Below are 15,191 nucleotides of genomic sequence, written 5' to 3' on the forward strand. Positions count from 1 at the left end.
TCTACTGTTGAATAAGTTAGTTTTAATGGAATATTTCCAATTAACTCACTAGAAAGGTTGTTAAAACTAGGTTATGAAAACAATTATATTTATAGGCTGTAATAAATCAGGATCAAGTAGGGAGGCGATAAAAGCAGCGGAAAGGCTAGGGTTTTTTACCATATTGTTTACAGATAGAGAATATATGTTTAAGAATAGAATTGATTATCCAGATGTTCACAGAATGATTCTTACGGAATTGAGTAATGTTGATTTATTAATAGAAAATATAAAAGCAGTCCAAGATCAAGGGAAAGATATAGCAGCTATAATAAGCTTTATTGATCCTTACGTACATGTAGCTGCACAGCTGTCAAAAGAATTTGAAATAACAGCTGTTCCGCCAGAGCCATTAGCGAAAATGGAGGATAAGCTCTCCACACGTGAATTACTAAAAGACCTATCAGTATCTCCTTATTTTGCAAGGATTGAAAAAGAAGAAGCATGGAAGGAAACTGTCGAAAAACAAGCTGCATCATTTCCTCTCATTGTAAAAACACCTGTTTCGACTGGTTCAAAAGATGTGTTATTAGTCAAAAATAAAAAACAACTAATCCGTTCCATCAATAATTTTTTCAAAAAAGGCAACAAGGAGGTGTTAATGGAAGAATATTTAGAAGGACCTCAATATTTGATTGAGGCCTGTGTATATAAGGGTCAGGTGCAAATAATAGCAGTTATTGAGCAAGAGATCACCTTTTCTGAACGTTTTATCGTTACCGGATACTGCTTGTTGGGGAGCATGGATAAAACGTTTTATGACGAGCTCTATAAAACGGTTTGTGTGATTTTAGACCGTTTTAACCTGAAAAATGGTTCTTGTCATTTAGAGATGAGGCTGGTTAATAACCAGTGGAAATTAATTGAAATAAACCCTCGCATTTCTGGAGGGGCGATGAATAGAATAATAGAAATAGGAACTGGCATTAATTTAGTGGAAGAGACAATTAAAATCTTTTTAGGACAAGAGCCTAACTTCGAAAGAAAATATAGCAAGTTTGTGTTCGCGCAGTACTTAATAAGCGATGCGACTGGAAAATTACTAAAGGTGACAGGGAAAAACCGTTGCTCGAGGGTACCCGGTGTAGAGGAAGTTTTTATAAAACCGAAAAAAGGGAAAATCCTTCATCCGCCGCTATCCATGGGGGACCGCTATGGATATGTATTAGCAGCTTCAGATGACAAAGAAGAGGCAAGAAGTATTGCGAAAGAGGCTGCAAAAGAAATTCAGTTTTACATTGAACCAATAGAATAGGAGGGGATAAACAATGATGAAACATGGACAATCGGAGGGAGAATACAATATTGCATCCATTTTGGAATTAATCTACGAAATGCAAAGGAAAGCAAAATTGCCATTCTTTAAAGACATACTTCACGATACTATTCCAGTTGTATTTACTACTTTAGATGTTGCCAATCCATATGTTGCTTATGCATCTTCCCCGACATCTGACTCCCTGTTTAGTACTTGCTATTTCCGTATAGAAGCTGTAACCCACTCGCTTGTCCATTTGTCCTTGTTATACCCAATTGATATAGAGGGGAATACTATCAATACGATGGAATCACCTTATGGATTAAAGATAACGGAAAGTAAAATCACTGTTCCCATACAAAAGTTTTGTAGTATTCAGTGCATTAATCCGAAATTAATTAATCGTCAAATTATCATTATAGGAGATAAATAGTTTCCCATAAAAAATATGTTAAAAGAGGAGCTGAAAAAGCCATCATGACTTTAGTCGGTATGATGCATCATAGAGCAGACCCAGAAAAAGTGAAAAAAGCATACGCTTATTCGGTCGTAGCAAAAGCAGAAGGAGTAGAATTCTTTTACTTTACACCAGGGAAAGTAGATATTCCAAATCAAAAAATAATAGGTAAATATTATGAAAACGGAAGCTGGATAGAAAAGGAGTATCCTTTTCCAGACGTTATTTATAACGCTAGTTATCCATTGACTAGTAAAGCAGAGAAAATAGTGGATTATTTATACGATAGAATCCCATTTACCAGTCATTCAATCGGCAGTAAATTGAGTGTCTATAAAAGGATTCAGCGAGGGAAGGAATTTCACCATTATCAAATACCAACGATCGAACTAACAAACACGAACATTTTGTTGGACATGATTAATCTATATTCAAAAGTAGTAATAAAACCTACTGTCGGTCACCAAGGGGAGAACATTCTTTTCATTGAAAAAGAAGATGAACATTTTAAATTAAATGAAGCCGGAAAGATTGCCACTCTGACAAAAAAAGAGCTACTGGATACTGTTACTTTAAAAATGAAGGAAAAAGATTATATTGTGCAAAGATTTGTTACTTGCAGGATAAAATCTGGACATGTATATGACTTTCGTTTACATGTTCAAAAAGACGGAGAAGGTAAATGGGTGATTACGTCGGTCTACCCTCGTATTGGCCATAAAGGAAGCATCACCTCCAATATTGGCAGTGGCGGATACACAGCCTATCTGGACCGTTTTTTACAAAATGAGTTTCATGACGACTGGTTTAATATCAAAAGGGAGCTAGAGCATTTTTCCTTAAGCTTTGCAAACCATTTTGATACATTATTTGCAGGTTCTCCGTTGGACGAGTTAGGAATAGACGTTGGAATCGATGAAAATAAAAGATTATGGCTGTTCGAAGTAAATTGGCGACCAGGAATCCCAATCATATTTAACAGTGAATTAGACGTAGCAAGAAACACCATTCACTACGCCAAGTATTTAGCTATGACAAATAAAAAATCGACCTCGATAGGCCAGTAGAAATTTTGAAAGAAAACCACCAACCAGCGAAGGGAGGTGGTTTTCACCTATCAATAATCTGAATAGTTGCTTATATTAGGGAAATCTTATAATCTTTATACTATTATATCTTTAGGGTGGTGACGTTGTGAAAGTTGCTTGTGTACAAATGGATGTAGAGTTTGGAAATCCAGAGAATAACATGCTACAGGTTGAAAAAAAGATTAGAGAGACTGCGATGCTTGGTGGAGAAATCATTGTACTGCCTGAAATGTGGAATACTGCCTATGCTTTGGAGGAATTAGATTTATTAGCGGATGTTGATGGGAATAAAACAAAACAGCTACTATCTAGTCTTGCAAGTGAATTAGATGTACATATTGTCGGTGGATCGGTTTCTACCAAAAGGGGAGAAGATTACTATAATACAATGTATGTGGTTAACAATCGAGGAAAGGTAATCTCTCAGTACGACAAGGCACACTTGTTTAATTTAATGAACGAGCATCTTTTCCTCAAAGCTGGCAATGAAAAGAATCTGTTTAGCATACAGGATACGCAAATGGCCGGAGTCATTTGTTATGATTTACGTTTTCCAGAGTGGTTTCGCACGCATGCATTAGCAGGTGCTAAGGTAATTTTTGTTCCTGCTCAATGGCCTTCCAAGCGAGTGGACCATTGGAGAGTCCTCCTGCAGGCGAGAGCCATAGAAAATCAGTGCTATATCGTGGCGGTGAATAGAGTAGGGAAGGACCCTGACAATGAATTTTCTGGACATTCGATGGTTGTCTCCCCGTGGGGAGAGATTCTTTGGACGGCTGTCGACAAAGAGGAGATTGGCATTGTTGATCTGGATATGTCCGTGACAGAGGATGTTCGCAAGCGGATGTCTGTATTTCAAGATAGAAGAGAAGAACTTTATCAATAAAACAACAATCCTTATTGACCTATAGAACCCTTTTTTGTATGGTTTTGTAAAGGGGGAATGAAGGATGGGAGAAATAATAAAAGCAATACAGGATGATTATGCAGACGATTTTGCATGGTGTTATGGCTGCGGACGCTTAAATGAAGAGGGGCATCACTTCCGTACATATTGGAACGGGGAGCACACAGAAACAGTGTATCACCCGAAAAAGGAGCATACCGCAATTCCTGGTTTCGTCTACGGGGGTCTACTAGCCTCTTTGATAGATTGCCATGGAACTGGCTCTGCAGCATTAGCTTTGCACCGAAAAAATGGTTTTGAGCCTGGAAGTGGAGAGCCAGCACCACGATTCGTAACAGGCAGCCTGCACGTGGATTTTTTAAAGCCTACACCACAAAACATAGAGCTGAAAGCAATCGGCACAGTAGAAGAAATCCACCCGAAAAAGTGGAAGGTAACAGTTCAAGTCTTTGCAGGTGATACCCATTGCGCAAATGGGGAAGTTGTGGCTGTTGTCATGCCTAAAACCTTTAAAGCTGAATAAAATTATCAAGCACGGTGGTATATCCACTGTGTTTTTTGCGTTTTTATTACAAAAAATGGGGAAAGGTAGTAAGAAAGGAGGCATTTCATTGGACACTTTTTTATATTTATTTTACACAGCAGCCTATCTCGTACTACTCCTTTGGGGGTTAAAAGGAATCAATGCGACCGAACTCAAAAAGTGGAGCAGCTTCGTATATCTCATCATTCTGGCTCTCATTTATGATAATTTAATACTAGGTATTGGAAGGTGGATTGGCGAAGGGAATACACTCGAGAACTTAAACTACGCTAGGTTTTGGACACATGCATTCCTTACCCCGTTGTTAACCTTGTATTCTGTCGGGGTGCTTAGAGAAGCAGGAATTGAATGGGCAAGAAAAACTTGGCTTAGTGTAGCGGCAATCATATATACAATCGGACTTATCATTCTAGAGCTCACTACCGAGGTATTTGGCCTTACATTGAAAGCCGAGGAAAAGTTTGGGGTGCTGAGCTATGTATCAACGGAGGAAGCGGGCGGTCCACCAATAATGGTTTTATTCGTGACCGTTGTGTTATTGGCTGCCGGAATTATTCTCTGGGTGAAAACTAAATGGTCAGTATTTTTCTTCGGAGCCCTTTTAATGACCCTCGGAAGTGCAGTTCCAATGGATTTCATAGACAGCGGAGCTATTACAAATGCATTCGAGCTAATCTTATTAACAAGCCTTGTCTGGACGAAACGAAAGCTCATTAAGAACGAAATCTGGGTGAAGTAGAGAAAAAGGTAATATGGTACCCCACTGGCTAGGCAGTGGGGATTTTTTTGTTTAGTCGCGTTCGAAGTTCATTTAGTCACTTTCGAGTGAAATTTAGTCGCGTTCGAAGTTCGTTTAGTCACTTTCAGATAGAATTTAGTAACGTTCAAATAGGATTTAGTCACTTATCGGAAATTTACTGGAAATTAAATGTGGGGAGAAAACGCCAATCTCTATTGTTCTAGTAATCCCCATAGGGTAACACTCCTATTCCTTTTGATTTGTTCCATCATTAAAAGCACCGATGCAAATGCAACGGTGCTTAATTTTTTTTAAACAGCATCAACAGGAACAGCCTGTTCTTCTTTAGTAGGCTCTGGAACTCTTGATAGAATAATAATCCCGATAATGAATAATATGATTAAACTGAATACCCCGTAGGAGGATTTCCCAGTAAGCTGAGAAGTAACTGCCACTAACAGGGGTCCTAAAATAGCAGCAAATTTCCCAAAGATATTATAGAACCCAAAAAACTCATTCGAATTTTCCTTAGGAATCAGCTTGCCAAAATAAGATCTACTCAATGCTTGAATACCACCTTGAGAGGTTGCAACTAGCATTGCGAGTATCCAAAAGTCCGTGATGGTATCCAAAAATATCGCATAGCCACACACAATCATATAAATAATGATTCCAACATATAGCATCTTCTTTTCCGAAAAACGATTTGCAAGCCTGCCATATAAAATAGCAAATGGAGCAGCCACTACTTGTGTGACAAATAAAACAATCAACAAGGAATTCGTATCTAATCCGACATCTGACCCGTAAGCAGTAGACATATTAATAATCGTACCGACCCCGTCAATATAAAAGAAGTATGCTAATAAAAACAAGAATAGGGTTCGGTATTGTCTAATTTCTTTAAAGGTCTTGCCAAGCCTTCTAAAGCTTTGGGCAATAGGATTTTTTTCTCTCTCAATATAGTGTATTTGCTTCACATTCTTAAGTAATGGAATGGAGAAAATTAGCCACCACACAGCAGTGATAAGGAATGCTATTCTACTAGCAATTAAAGATGAAATCGGTAAAACTTCATTTTGGGCAAGTAATATTATTACAATGCTGATTAAGAAGGGGATAGTACTCCCAATATAACCAAGAGCGAATCCTCGTGACGAAACTCGAGCCATTCTTTCATTGCTGGTAACATCTACGATAAACCCATCATAAAACACATTCGCTCCGGTTGCTCCAAGCGCTGCAAACGTATAGCAAACTAGTAATAGAAGCCAATTATCATAGGGAATAAAAGCAAGCATCCCAGTGGCACCGACACCCATTATAAAAAAGAAAAGAAAGAACTTCTTTTTAAGACCGCGGTAATCTGCAATCGTTCCTAAAATTGGACCTATCATGGCAAGTATAAATGTGAAAATGGCAATTGTGTATCCTAGATATGCAGTAGAATCAGCTGGCGCAACCCCAGCTGCAGTAGCAGAACCCTTATAAAAAATCGGAAACACTGCAGTCGTAATGATAATCGAATAGGCAGAGCTCCCCCAGTCATAAATAGCCCAGCTCTTCTCATTTTGCGTTAACTTAAACTTCATTCATTTCCCCCTTTCTCCTTAAAGATATTGTACATGATTTGATTCAGACTTTGTTAAAAATTCTCAAAAATTACTCTGCTTTTACATAGGGATTTATAGGTTCTGAGATTCCTCGCTTACGATAAAAGCCAAATCATCATTCCCAAAGAGCTGAAGGGTATACAGTAAGGTATCGACGCTTATGTGCAAGTCATTCTTATCCGTTTCGTCTATTATTTGTTGTAGCTCTTTATTCTTTGGCTGATTTGGGTAAGCAGCCTTATATAGTGCCAACGGATCCTTTCCGTTATTCATACACCATTGCACATATAGCTGAATCATCATCTGCTCATCTTCCTGATATCTCTCTATTACTCTTTTATCCAATTCCATCTCCTCCAATCTCGTTCTTTTATCATACTTCAAAATGAAGGGGTAAGTAAAAAAGAGAAGCCTTTCGATATGGGAGGGATCAATAGAAAACTAACATGTTAAAGGCACTTCCGTGGGTGATTAGCCAGAGCAAGTTTAACCAAAATGCTCCAATTCCCAAATGAAGATTTCCAGTAAATTTCCGCTTGCAACTAAAAAAAGAGTGAACGTAACTAAACTATGTCCATAAGCAACTAAATAGGTAGCACGTGCAACTAAATTTAAAGTAAGAGCAACTAAATTATATCCAAGGACAACTAATCAAAAGTAATCGATACTTAACTTACAAATCTCAGCTACTCACTACTCATTCTAGTAGAAAAAATGTGAAATCGTGGAATTTATTGAATGACTGCAAGTAAATAGGTGGAAATCGCAAGTAACTACTCATTAAACGCAAGTAACCAGGGGCCAATCGCAAGTAACTACTCATTAACCGCAAGTAACAGTCAGCATAGCGCTTGTATTACTAATTAACTTCCAATTTTTCATCTATTGATTCAGGGTTAGATTATATAAGTATACAAAAATGTAAATTTCTCAATTATTCTGGAATTAATTAATACTTCACAAGGTGAAATGTAAAATTGTGGATTGTTATTCATCGGTATGTGGAATCAGATGAAAAGGAGGAATGATCAATGAAAAAATTAGTTATTATATACGTTACTTTAATTGCATTAATGATTGGGTTAACTATCTTTTTCATATTTCCAATAAATAAAAGCCAAGAACCTATAGAACATACGATGGAAGGCATTGTGAAAAATGTGTCTGGGAAAACTTTCGTACTTGTGGAAGGCTTAAGTACAGAAGATGTAATGAGGTTGACGGAACAAGAGATATTAGAAAAAGGAGGGGGAGTGACCTATTTCACACATGCTGACGATCGTGTACAAGTTCAAGTGGGGGATGAAGTGGAAGTTTGGTATTCAATATTAGATACATCTAATCCGGCTTATGGTATTAGTGAAAAAGTAGAAATAAAAAAGTAAGACATTGCTTATAAAAAGTGAGCATGAACGGAATAAACTTATTTGAGCATTCAAGGAAGTTACCCCTCTCGATCAACAACTCTTTTTGATATTTATTTATCAAAATTAATTTATTATAAGTAATTCTATTGGTTCGTAGCAGCGTCGGCGACTCCTGCGGGAACAGCAAATGCCATTTGCGACGAAAGTGGAGCGACAGGAGCACCGAGCGTAAGCACCCGGACTGAGCGTAGCGAGGGAGAAGCAAAGGAACAAAGGCAAAAAACGTCACTTCGTGTGACAATGCCTTTGTGACCAACATCCTGTTGGCCTCCACTCCAAGCGTCCGACGACGCGAAGAACCGAAGGTTTCAAAATAAGAAAGCACTTATGATTATTACAATCATAAGCGCTTGATTTAGCGTGAAATAAATTATTTACCTTCGATTTCTTCTGTCAATGCTTCTAACTGGTCGATTAGTGAGCCGATATAAGCAACTGTATCCTTAAGTGGCCCATCTGTTGTAATATCTACTCCAGCCATTTTTGCTAGCTCGACTGGGGTTTTTGTGCCTCCAGCTTTTAGAACTTCTAGCCATTGGTCAACTGCCACTTGACCTTCTTCCAGTACACGTTTCGCTACTTGGGTAGAAATTGTCAATCCGGCACTATACGTGTAAGGATATAATCCCATGTAGTAATGCGGTTGGCGCATCCAAGTATATTCTGCACCCTCTACAATATCCACTGCATCGCCCCAGAACTCTTCTAAAACAGAACGTTTATATTCGTTTAGTATCTGTGCGTTTACGTTTAACCCTTGATCTACTCGCTCATACACTTTTCGTTGATACGCTGCCTCTAAAAGATGCGTTACGAAGTTATGATAATAAGTTCTAGCCACAATACTAGAGATTACCCAACGCTTGAATCTTGGGTCATCAGAGCTTTGTAATAGATGGTTTGCCACCAGCATTTCGTTCATCGTAGAAGGAGCCTCGATAAAGTACAAAGATGGTCGTGAATTAAAGAGATTTTGCTCCTGGTGTGCAAAGTAGAAGTGGCCTGCATGTCCTAGCTCATGTGCTAGAACGAACACTTCATTCATACGGCTTGACCAGGAGATAAGGATATACGGATGACTGCCGTATGGACTTGAGCAGAATGCTCCAGTAGATTTTCCTTCATTTTTAGCAAAGTCAATCCAACGCTCATCATAGGAACGTTTCAACATCTCCAGATAATCATCACCCATTACACTTAGGGAATCAAAAATATATTTTTTCGATTCTTCTATCGTAATTGAAGGCTCATAGGTTGGATCTAGAGAGATTTTAAGATCTGCAAATGTCATCTTGTCTAATCCATGTGTCTTTTGAAGCAGTTTAGCATAGCGTTGCATATGTGGTGCAAGCTCTTTCATAATAATATCGATTTGTCGGTTGTAAAGGGAGCGATCCACTTCTTGGTCGAATAAGAGATATTCAAATACTGATTCATATCCACGTAAGTCTGCAGATATTTTTTCCTGCTGTAAGTGAATATCATATGTTTTAGCAGTTGTATGCTGATATTCTTTTAATTTATTGGAGAAGGCCTGAAACGCGGCTCTTCTTATTTCTGTATTAGACTCGGCTTCCCAATCATCCTCAAAAAGTACATAGCTAAGTGGATAGGATTTACCATTTACCTCAAACTCACCAAAATTAATATCGAGTAGCTTAGTTGTTTCGTACAACCCATAAGGACCATCGAAAGTAGAGGAATAGGCAGCTAACGCCTTTTCTACTTCTGGGTGCAATAAATATTTCTTTCTCTCTATTAACTTCTCTAGATAGTTTTGGTATTCAGGAGATAGCTGAGCAGCTTCCTTTAGTACCTCTTCTGGTAACTCGACAAGCTCACTATCAACGAAAGTAGTTTGGCTGGAGACCTTTGCTGCCAAGGTGCTGAATTTGCCTGCACGCATTTGAGATTCCGTGTTAGATTGGTCGACTGTAATTGCTAGACGCGCGTACGCACCTAACAAAGCGAACTTCTGATAAAGGTCCTTATAGCTTTCTAACGCACGAATAACTGTAGCTGCATCATTCATATTGCCTTTATAGAGTGCATTGAATTTAGGGACTTCTTGTTCGATCTCCTTCATGTAGTTGTTATAGTCTTCCTCTGTTTTGAATAAATCTTCTAAATTCCAAGTCTCTTCTAGTTTTACTTCTGACCTTTTGGGCATACCTTGAACTTGTACCATTCTCATCTCTCCTTATTACGGTATTCGAACTAATTAAATTATATCGAATATTAGGGTATAAGTAACTAAATTTTTAAAATATTTCACTAAAGCTATATTGCTACTAGAATATAATATTTTGGATATGTCAAATTATTATAGACTGAATAGTTGGAATGTTTTAAAATGAAGTTGTACAGAGTTTATGGTAATAATAACCTTGTTTTGTACAAATTGGAGAGAAGAATTACAAAAGAAAAATGGGGGTTAATGAATGAAAAAGTCCAAATTTGCTTCAATCCTTTTAGCATCTTCTTTAGCAGTTGGTTTACTGGCAGGTTGTGGCGCTGGTGGCACAGCAAGTAGTGGGGACACGATTAAAATTGGCGTAAATCTAGAGCTGACTGGAAGCGTTGCCTCCTATGGAACTTCTGAAGATGAGGCAATTGAGTTAGCAGTGGAGGAAATCAATGAAGCAGGAGGTATCGATGGGAAAAAAATCGAGCTTGTCAAGGTTGATAATAAGTCAGACGCTGGAGAGGCAACAAGTGGTGCGTTGAAGCTGATTGATAAAGATAAGGTCGTAGCAATTATCGGTGCTGCAACAAGTGGAAATACAACTGCACAGGTGCAAATTGCTAATGACAAAAAAATACCGCTGATTTCACCTTCTGGAACGAGTACAACTGTGACAGTAGATGATAAAGGAAAGGTACATGAATATGCATTTAGGACAGCTTTTATCGATCCTTTCCAAGGAACAGTGGCAGCAAATTTCGCTGCTAATGAATTAAAAGTAAAAACTGCCGCTATTTTTGCAGATAACGGAAGTGACTATGCAATAGGCCTAGCAGAATCTTTCAAGAAGGACTTTATTGCTGCAGGTGGAGAAATTGTTGGGGAAGAATCCTATATGGCAAAAGACAATGATTTCCGTTCTACACTAACTCGTATAAAATCTGCGAATCCAGAGTTCATCTTTATCCCTGGATATTATGAAGAGGTAGGTTCTATCGTTAAGCAGGCACGTGAGCTAGGAATTAAAGTGCCACTTATGGGGGCTGACGGCTGGGATTCTCCTGATCTAGTAGACCTTGCTGGAGCAGATGCGCTAAACAACTCTTACTTAATTACAGCTTTCTCCTCGGAGGATCCAGACGGGAAGGTAAAGTCGTTCTCGGATAAATTTAAGGAAGAGTACGGAAAAGCTCCTAACTCGTTTAATGCACTTGGTTATGACACGGTCTATCTGTTAAAGGATGCAATTGAGCGAGCTGGATCAACAGATGGTGAAAAGATTAAAAATGCGTTAGTGGAAACAAATAATCTAGAGCTAATTACGGGACTTTATTCGATGGACGAAAACCACCATCCGATTAAATCTGCTTCTATCATCGAGTTTGTGGATGGAGAGCAAGTATTTAAAACAAAGGTTAATCCATAACGAAAAGAAGGGGGGGAGAAGTCCCTCCTTTCGTATTTAGGGAAAGGGGTTCGCAGATGGAATGGATTCAGCAGTTGGTAAACGGAATATCAGTTGGTAGTATATACGCACTAATAGCGCTTGGCTATACAATGGTTTACGGGATTATTAAGCTGATTAACTTTGCCCATGGCGATGTGTTCATGGTCGGTTCCTTCATAGGTTTTTATTCGATTACCGTATTAGATTTTGGTTTTTTTCCAGCACTTATTTTATCCATGACTGCTTGTGCAATTTTCGGTGTGATGATTGAACGAATCGCCTATAGAAGATTACGAAATGCAACCAGGATTGCAGCATTGATCACTGCTATTGGGGTATCTCTTTTGATAGAATATGGCGTTATTTACATAAGAGGCGCACAGGCTGCTGCATACCCAACCATTTTTGAAAATCGCTCCATTGATTTGTTTGGTATACAAATAAGTATGCAGGCCCTTATTATTTTGACGATTGCCCTTATTTTAATGGTCCTTCTACAATTTATCGTACATAAGACGAAAACGGGGAAAGCCATGAGAGCGGTATCGCATGATATGGAAGCTGCTAGATTGATGGGAATAAACGTGGATAATACGATATCCGCAACCTTTGCGATTGGCTCTGCATTAGCTGGAGCAGCAGGCGTTATTTTTGGTATTTACTATACGAAGATTGACCCTTTAATGGGAGTCATTCCTGGAGTAAAGGCTTTCGTAGCAGCGGTATTAGGTGGAATTGGTATCATTCCAGGCGCTATGGTCGGAGGCTTACTGTTAGGAGTTATTGAATCCATTGTGAGTGCACTTGGATTTTCTTTATGGAGAGATGCTGCTGCTTTTATTATTCTCATTCTCATTTTGATTTTCAGACCATCTGGCATCTTCGGTAAAAATACGCGGGAGAAAGTGTAGGTGGATCAATGATGAAAATATCAAAACAATTTCTTCTATTCATTGGCATAGCGGTTGCCGTTTATATTGCAGTACAAGGAATGATAGTGTCAGGGCTGTTAGATTCCTATACAGCAGATATTTTAATCAAGATCATTATCAATATTATCCTTGCGGTTAGCTTGCATCTAGTCATTGGTATTACTGGACAATTCTCGATTGGACATGCCGGATTTTTGGCTATTGGTGCATATATATCTGCCATCATTACCATGAAGCTAGGGATGTCCTTCTTATTAGCAATTCTTGTTGGTGGTATTGTTGCTGCCCTTGCTGGTCTCGTTATTGGTATTCCGAGTTTGCGTTTAAAGGGAGATTACCTGGCGATTGCCACCTTGGGGTTTGCGGAAATCATTCGGATTGTCTTTTTAAATATTCCTTACGTGGGTGGAGCTGCCGGTCTTCAAGTTAGTCACCAGACGACTTGGACAATCGCTTTCATTTGCTTGGTGATTACGATTGTGGTTATCTCCAACTTCACAAGGTCGAGGCATGGGATTGCCGCTATCTCGGTAAGAGAAGATGAGATTGCTGCAGACGCAATGGGTATTAACACTACCTATTATAAGGTGCTTGCTTTTGCAATCGGAGCCTTTTTCGCAGGGGTAGCTGGAGCGCTTTATTCTCACAATTATTATATTATCCAACCCTCTCAATTTGGCTTTTTAAAATCATTTGATATTTTGATATTCGTCGTTTTAGGTGGACTTGGTAGTCTTTCAGGGGCCGTTATATCGGCGATTCTTTTAACAGTTATCTCTGCATATCTTCAGGACTATACAGAAACAAGAATGATTATCTACAGTCTTGTGCTTATTCTTGTTATGTTGTATCGACCAAAAGGGTTAATGGGAACGAAAGAGATTTCCGATTACTTTACAGGCTGGGGCTCACCGAAGGGAGGCAAACAGCATGGAAAATAAACAACCTCTGTTAGAAGTGAAAAACGCTGGGATACAGTTCGGAGGGTTAAAGGCTGTTCAAGGATTAAATATGACCCTTTTTCAGGGAGAATTAGTTGGAATGATAGGACCTAATGGTGCAGGCAAGACCACTAGCTTCAATCTCTTAACGGGAGTGTATGCTCCTACAGAAGGGGATATCGTGTTTGATGGGAATAAAATAAATGGGTTTGCTCCGTACAAGGTGACTCGAAAGGGCATCAGTCGAACATTTCAAAACATACGACTCTTTAAGGAGTTAACTGTGTTAGAAAATGTGAAGGTAGCCTATCATTCCTTGGCAACGCACTCTATCATCAGCTCCATCCTTAGATTGCCGTCTCATTTTGCTGGGGAAGAGGAGATGGAGAGAAAGTCTATTGAGTTTCTCAAAATTTTTAAGCTTGATTCCTATAAGCATGAGCTTGCTAAAAATCTGCCATACGGGCAGCAACGTCGTCTAGAGATTGCACGGGCGCTTGCAGCTGGTCCAAAGCTCTTGCTGCTAGATGAGCCAGCTGCCGGGATGAATCCTCAGGAGACAAAGGACTTGATGGAGTTAATTGCTTTTATTCGGAAAGAGTTCAATTTAACGATTCTTTTGATAGAACATGACATGAATCTTGTAATGGGTGTTTGCGAGCGAATATACGTCCTGGACCATGGGCAGTTATTGGCAGAGGGGCCGCCTGAAGTGATACGAAACGACCCTAAGGTGATAGAAGCTTATTTAGGGGAGGAGATTCATGATGCTTAAGGTAGATAATTTAGATGTTTTCTATGGAAATATCCAAGCGCTACGGAATGTTTCCATCGAGGTGAATGAAGGAGAGATTGTTACTTTAATAGGAGCAAATGGTGCTGGAAAAAGTACCTTATTGAAAACACTCTCTGGACTAATAAAATCAAAAAGTGGGACAATTGAATTCCTCGGAAAATCAATAAGTGGGAAGGCTGCGCAATCTATCGTAAAAGCAGGTGTCTCTCATGTTCCGGAAGGCAGAAGAGTGTTTGCTAACCTAACGGTTGAAGAAAATTTAGAGCTAGGAGCATTCCTTCGTAAAGGGAAAGATGCGATTCAGAAGGATTTGCATAAGGTATATGAAACCTTTCCTAGGCTACTTGAACGAAGAAAGCAGCATGCTGGAACACTTTCTGGAGGAGAGCAGCAGATGCTTGCAATCGGCAGGGCGATCATGGCAAAGCCTAAGCTTGTTTTATTGGATGAGCCTTCTATGGGTCTTGCCCCCCTTATGGTTAAAACTATTTTCCAGGTCATTGAGGAAATCAATAAAGAAGGAACAACTGTTTTATTGGTAGAGCAAAATGCACATATGGCATTATCCATAGCAAACAGGGGATATGTAATCGAAACAGGAAAAGTTGTGCTTTCCGGTTCTTCCAGCGATTTGCAGGATAGTGAGGAAGTGAAGCTAGCCTACCTTGGTGGTCATTAAAGGAAGAGGTATGGATAAAAGCAAGGAATCATATCGGTCGTTTCCTTGCTTTTATAATGTTAGAAAAGTTTTAAAAATATTGTTCCAAATTACACTAGGAATGCTATAATCAGACAATGTGCATTTATTTAAGTAATAA

Annotated in this window: 15 protein-coding genes; 12 read left to right on the forward strand and 3 right to left on the reverse strand. The window is 39.0% G+C overall.

Annotated elements, in window-relative coordinates; genetic code table 11:
- The first annotated feature begins 73 nt into the window (after nucleotides 1-73).
- The 6 genes from AC1VU3_RS02735 (at nucleotide 74) to AC1VU3_RS02760 (ending at nucleotide 5,032) form a co-directional block, all read left to right on the forward strand.
- Complete coding sequence (locus AC1VU3_RS02735) at nucleotides 74-1,294, forward strand: ATP-grasp domain-containing protein (protein WP_482982670.1); 1,221 nt, start codon at nucleotides 74-76, stop codon at nucleotides 1,292-1,294.
- Between the two features lie 13 nt (nucleotides 1,295-1,307).
- On the forward strand, nucleotides 1,308-1,730 hold the full coding sequence (locus tag AC1VU3_RS02740; RefSeq protein ID WP_482982671.1) for a CotY/CotZ family spore coat protein: 423 nt from the start codon (nucleotides 1,308-1,310) through the stop codon (nucleotides 1,728-1,730).
- Between the two features lie 44 nt (nucleotides 1,731-1,774).
- A complete protein-coding gene (locus AC1VU3_RS02745; protein ID WP_480387780.1) occupies nucleotides 1,775-2,821 on the forward strand; it encodes a YheC/YheD family endospore coat-associated protein in 1,047 nt (348 codons plus the stop codon).
- Nucleotides 2,822-2,948: 127 nt separating this feature from the next.
- Nucleotides 2,949-3,728 (forward strand): carbon-nitrogen family hydrolase, encoded by a 780-nt coding sequence (locus AC1VU3_RS02750; RefSeq protein ID WP_482982672.1) that lies wholly within the window; start codon nucleotides 2,949-2,951, stop codon nucleotides 3,726-3,728.
- 64 nt (nucleotides 3,729-3,792) lie between these two features.
- Complete coding sequence (locus AC1VU3_RS02755; protein ID WP_482982673.1) at nucleotides 3,793-4,272, forward strand: PaaI family thioesterase; 480 nt, start codon at nucleotides 3,793-3,795, stop codon at nucleotides 4,270-4,272.
- Nucleotides 4,273-4,360: 88 nt separating this feature from the next.
- Nucleotides 4,361-5,032 carry a hypothetical protein gene (locus AC1VU3_RS02760; RefSeq protein ID WP_482982674.1) on the forward strand — a complete coding sequence of 224 codons (672 nt, stop codon included), beginning with the start codon at nucleotides 4,361-4,363 and terminating at the stop codon, nucleotides 5,030-5,032.
- A 311-nt stretch (nucleotides 5,033-5,343) separates the two neighbouring features.
- Here the strand turns inward: AC1VU3_RS02760 and AC1VU3_RS02765 are convergent, their stop codons facing one another.
- Both AC1VU3_RS02765 and AC1VU3_RS02770 read right to left on the reverse strand, forming a co-directional pair.
- Nucleotides 5,344-6,624, reverse strand: a complete 1,281-nt coding sequence (locus AC1VU3_RS02765) for an MFS transporter (RefSeq protein ID WP_482982675.1) — start codon at nucleotides 6,622-6,624, stop codon at nucleotides 5,344-5,346.
- Between the two features lie 93 nt (nucleotides 6,625-6,717).
- The gene (locus AC1VU3_RS02770; protein ID WP_482982676.1) at nucleotides 6,718-6,996 is read right to left on the reverse strand and encodes a hypothetical protein; all 279 of its coding nucleotides are present in this window, start codon (nucleotides 6,994-6,996) and stop codon (nucleotides 6,718-6,720) included.
- Between the two features lie 680 nt (nucleotides 6,997-7,676).
- Between AC1VU3_RS02770 and AC1VU3_RS02775 the strand changes: the two genes are divergently transcribed.
- Nucleotides 7,677-8,030 (forward strand): DUF3221 domain-containing protein, encoded by a 354-nt coding sequence (locus AC1VU3_RS02775; protein ID WP_482982677.1) that lies wholly within the window; start codon nucleotides 7,677-7,679, stop codon nucleotides 8,028-8,030.
- A gap of 412 nt (nucleotides 8,031-8,442) precedes the next feature.
- On the opposite strand, the gene pepF is transcribed toward AC1VU3_RS02775, so the two are convergent.
- Nucleotides 8,443-10,260: an oligoendopeptidase F gene (gene pepF / locus AC1VU3_RS02780; protein WP_480387787.1), complete on the reverse strand. Its 1,818-nt coding sequence runs from the start codon at nucleotides 10,258-10,260 to the stop codon at nucleotides 8,443-8,445.
- Nucleotides 10,261-10,513: 253 nt separating this feature from the next.
- On the opposite strand from pepF, the gene AC1VU3_RS02785 reads away from it, so the two are divergent.
- Genes AC1VU3_RS02785 through AC1VU3_RS02805 form a run of 5 tightly spaced genes read left to right on the forward strand, consistent with a single transcriptional unit; the run spans nucleotide 10,514 to nucleotide 15,052 of the window.
- Nucleotides 10,514-11,683 carry an ABC transporter substrate-binding protein gene (locus tag AC1VU3_RS02785; RefSeq protein WP_482982678.1) on the forward strand — a complete coding sequence of 390 codons (1,170 nt, stop codon included), beginning with the start codon at nucleotides 10,514-10,516 and terminating at the stop codon, nucleotides 11,681-11,683.
- 56 nt (nucleotides 11,684-11,739) lie between these two features.
- Nucleotides 11,740-12,615: a branched-chain amino acid ABC transporter permease gene (locus tag AC1VU3_RS02790; RefSeq protein WP_482982679.1), complete on the forward strand. Its 876-nt coding sequence runs from the start codon at nucleotides 11,740-11,742 to the stop codon at nucleotides 12,613-12,615.
- Nucleotides 12,616-12,626: 11 nt separating this feature from the next.
- A complete protein-coding gene (locus AC1VU3_RS02795) occupies nucleotides 12,627-13,577 on the forward strand; it encodes a branched-chain amino acid ABC transporter permease (protein ID WP_482982680.1) in 951 nt (316 codons plus the stop codon).
- Nucleotides 13,567-14,352, forward strand: coding sequence for an ABC transporter ATP-binding protein (locus AC1VU3_RS02800; RefSeq protein WP_480387791.1), 786 nt, complete (start codon nucleotides 13,567-13,569; stop codon nucleotides 14,350-14,352). The genes AC1VU3_RS02795 and AC1VU3_RS02800 overlap by 11 nt, the downstream gene beginning before the upstream one ends.
- A complete protein-coding gene (locus tag AC1VU3_RS02805; RefSeq protein ID WP_482982681.1) occupies nucleotides 14,345-15,052 on the forward strand; it encodes an ABC transporter ATP-binding protein in 708 nt (235 codons plus the stop codon). Before AC1VU3_RS02800 ends, AC1VU3_RS02805 begins: the two co-directional genes overlap by 8 nt.
- The last annotated feature ends 139 nt before the right edge of the window (nucleotides 15,053-15,191 follow it).

The organism is Psychrobacillus sp. Z16_25, assembly GCF_056856695.1.

Excerpts from the sequence above, each read along its gene's own strand:
- AC1VU3_RS02805 (WP_482982681.1), top strand. The coding sequence starts at position 14,345 with ATGCTTAAGGTAGATAATTTAGATGTTTTCTATGGAAATATCCAAGCG.
- AC1VU3_RS02740 (WP_482982671.1), top strand. The coding sequence starts at position 1,308 with ATGATGAAACATGGACAATCGGAGGGAGAATACAATATTGCATCCATT.
- AC1VU3_RS02800 (WP_480387791.1), top strand. The coding sequence starts at position 13,567 with ATGGAAAATAAACAACCTCTGTTAGAAGTGAAAAACGCTGGGATACAG.
- AC1VU3_RS02745 (WP_480387780.1), top strand. The coding sequence starts at position 1,775 with ATGACTTTAGTCGGTATGATGCATCATAGAGCAGACCCAGAAAAAGTG.
- AC1VU3_RS02765 (WP_482982675.1), bottom strand. The coding sequence starts at position 6,624 with ATGAAGTTTAAGTTAACGCAAAATGAGAAGAGCTGGGCTATTTATGAC.
- AC1VU3_RS02770 (WP_482982676.1), bottom strand. The coding sequence starts at position 6,996 with ATGGAATTGGATAAAAGAGTAATAGAGAGATATCAGGAAGATGAGCAG.
- AC1VU3_RS02790 (WP_482982679.1), top strand. The coding sequence starts at position 11,740 with ATGGAATGGATTCAGCAGTTGGTAAACGGAATATCAGTTGGTAGTATA.
- pepF (WP_480387787.1), bottom strand. The coding sequence starts at position 10,260 with ATGGTACAAGTTCAAGGTATGCCCAAAAGGTCAGAAGTAAAACTAGAA.
- AC1VU3_RS02755 (WP_482982673.1), top strand. The coding sequence starts at position 3,793 with ATGGGAGAAATAATAAAAGCAATACAGGATGATTATGCAGACGATTTT.
- AC1VU3_RS02785 (WP_482982678.1), top strand. The coding sequence starts at position 10,514 with ATGAAAAAGTCCAAATTTGCTTCAATCCTTTTAGCATCTTCTTTAGCA.
- AC1VU3_RS02735 (WP_482982670.1), top strand. The coding sequence starts at position 74 with ATGAAAACAATTATATTTATAGGCTGTAATAAATCAGGATCAAGTAGG.
- AC1VU3_RS02775 (WP_482982677.1), top strand. The coding sequence starts at position 7,677 with ATGAAAAAATTAGTTATTATATACGTTACTTTAATTGCATTAATGATT.
- AC1VU3_RS02795 (WP_482982680.1), top strand. The coding sequence starts at position 12,627 with ATGAAAATATCAAAACAATTTCTTCTATTCATTGGCATAGCGGTTGCC.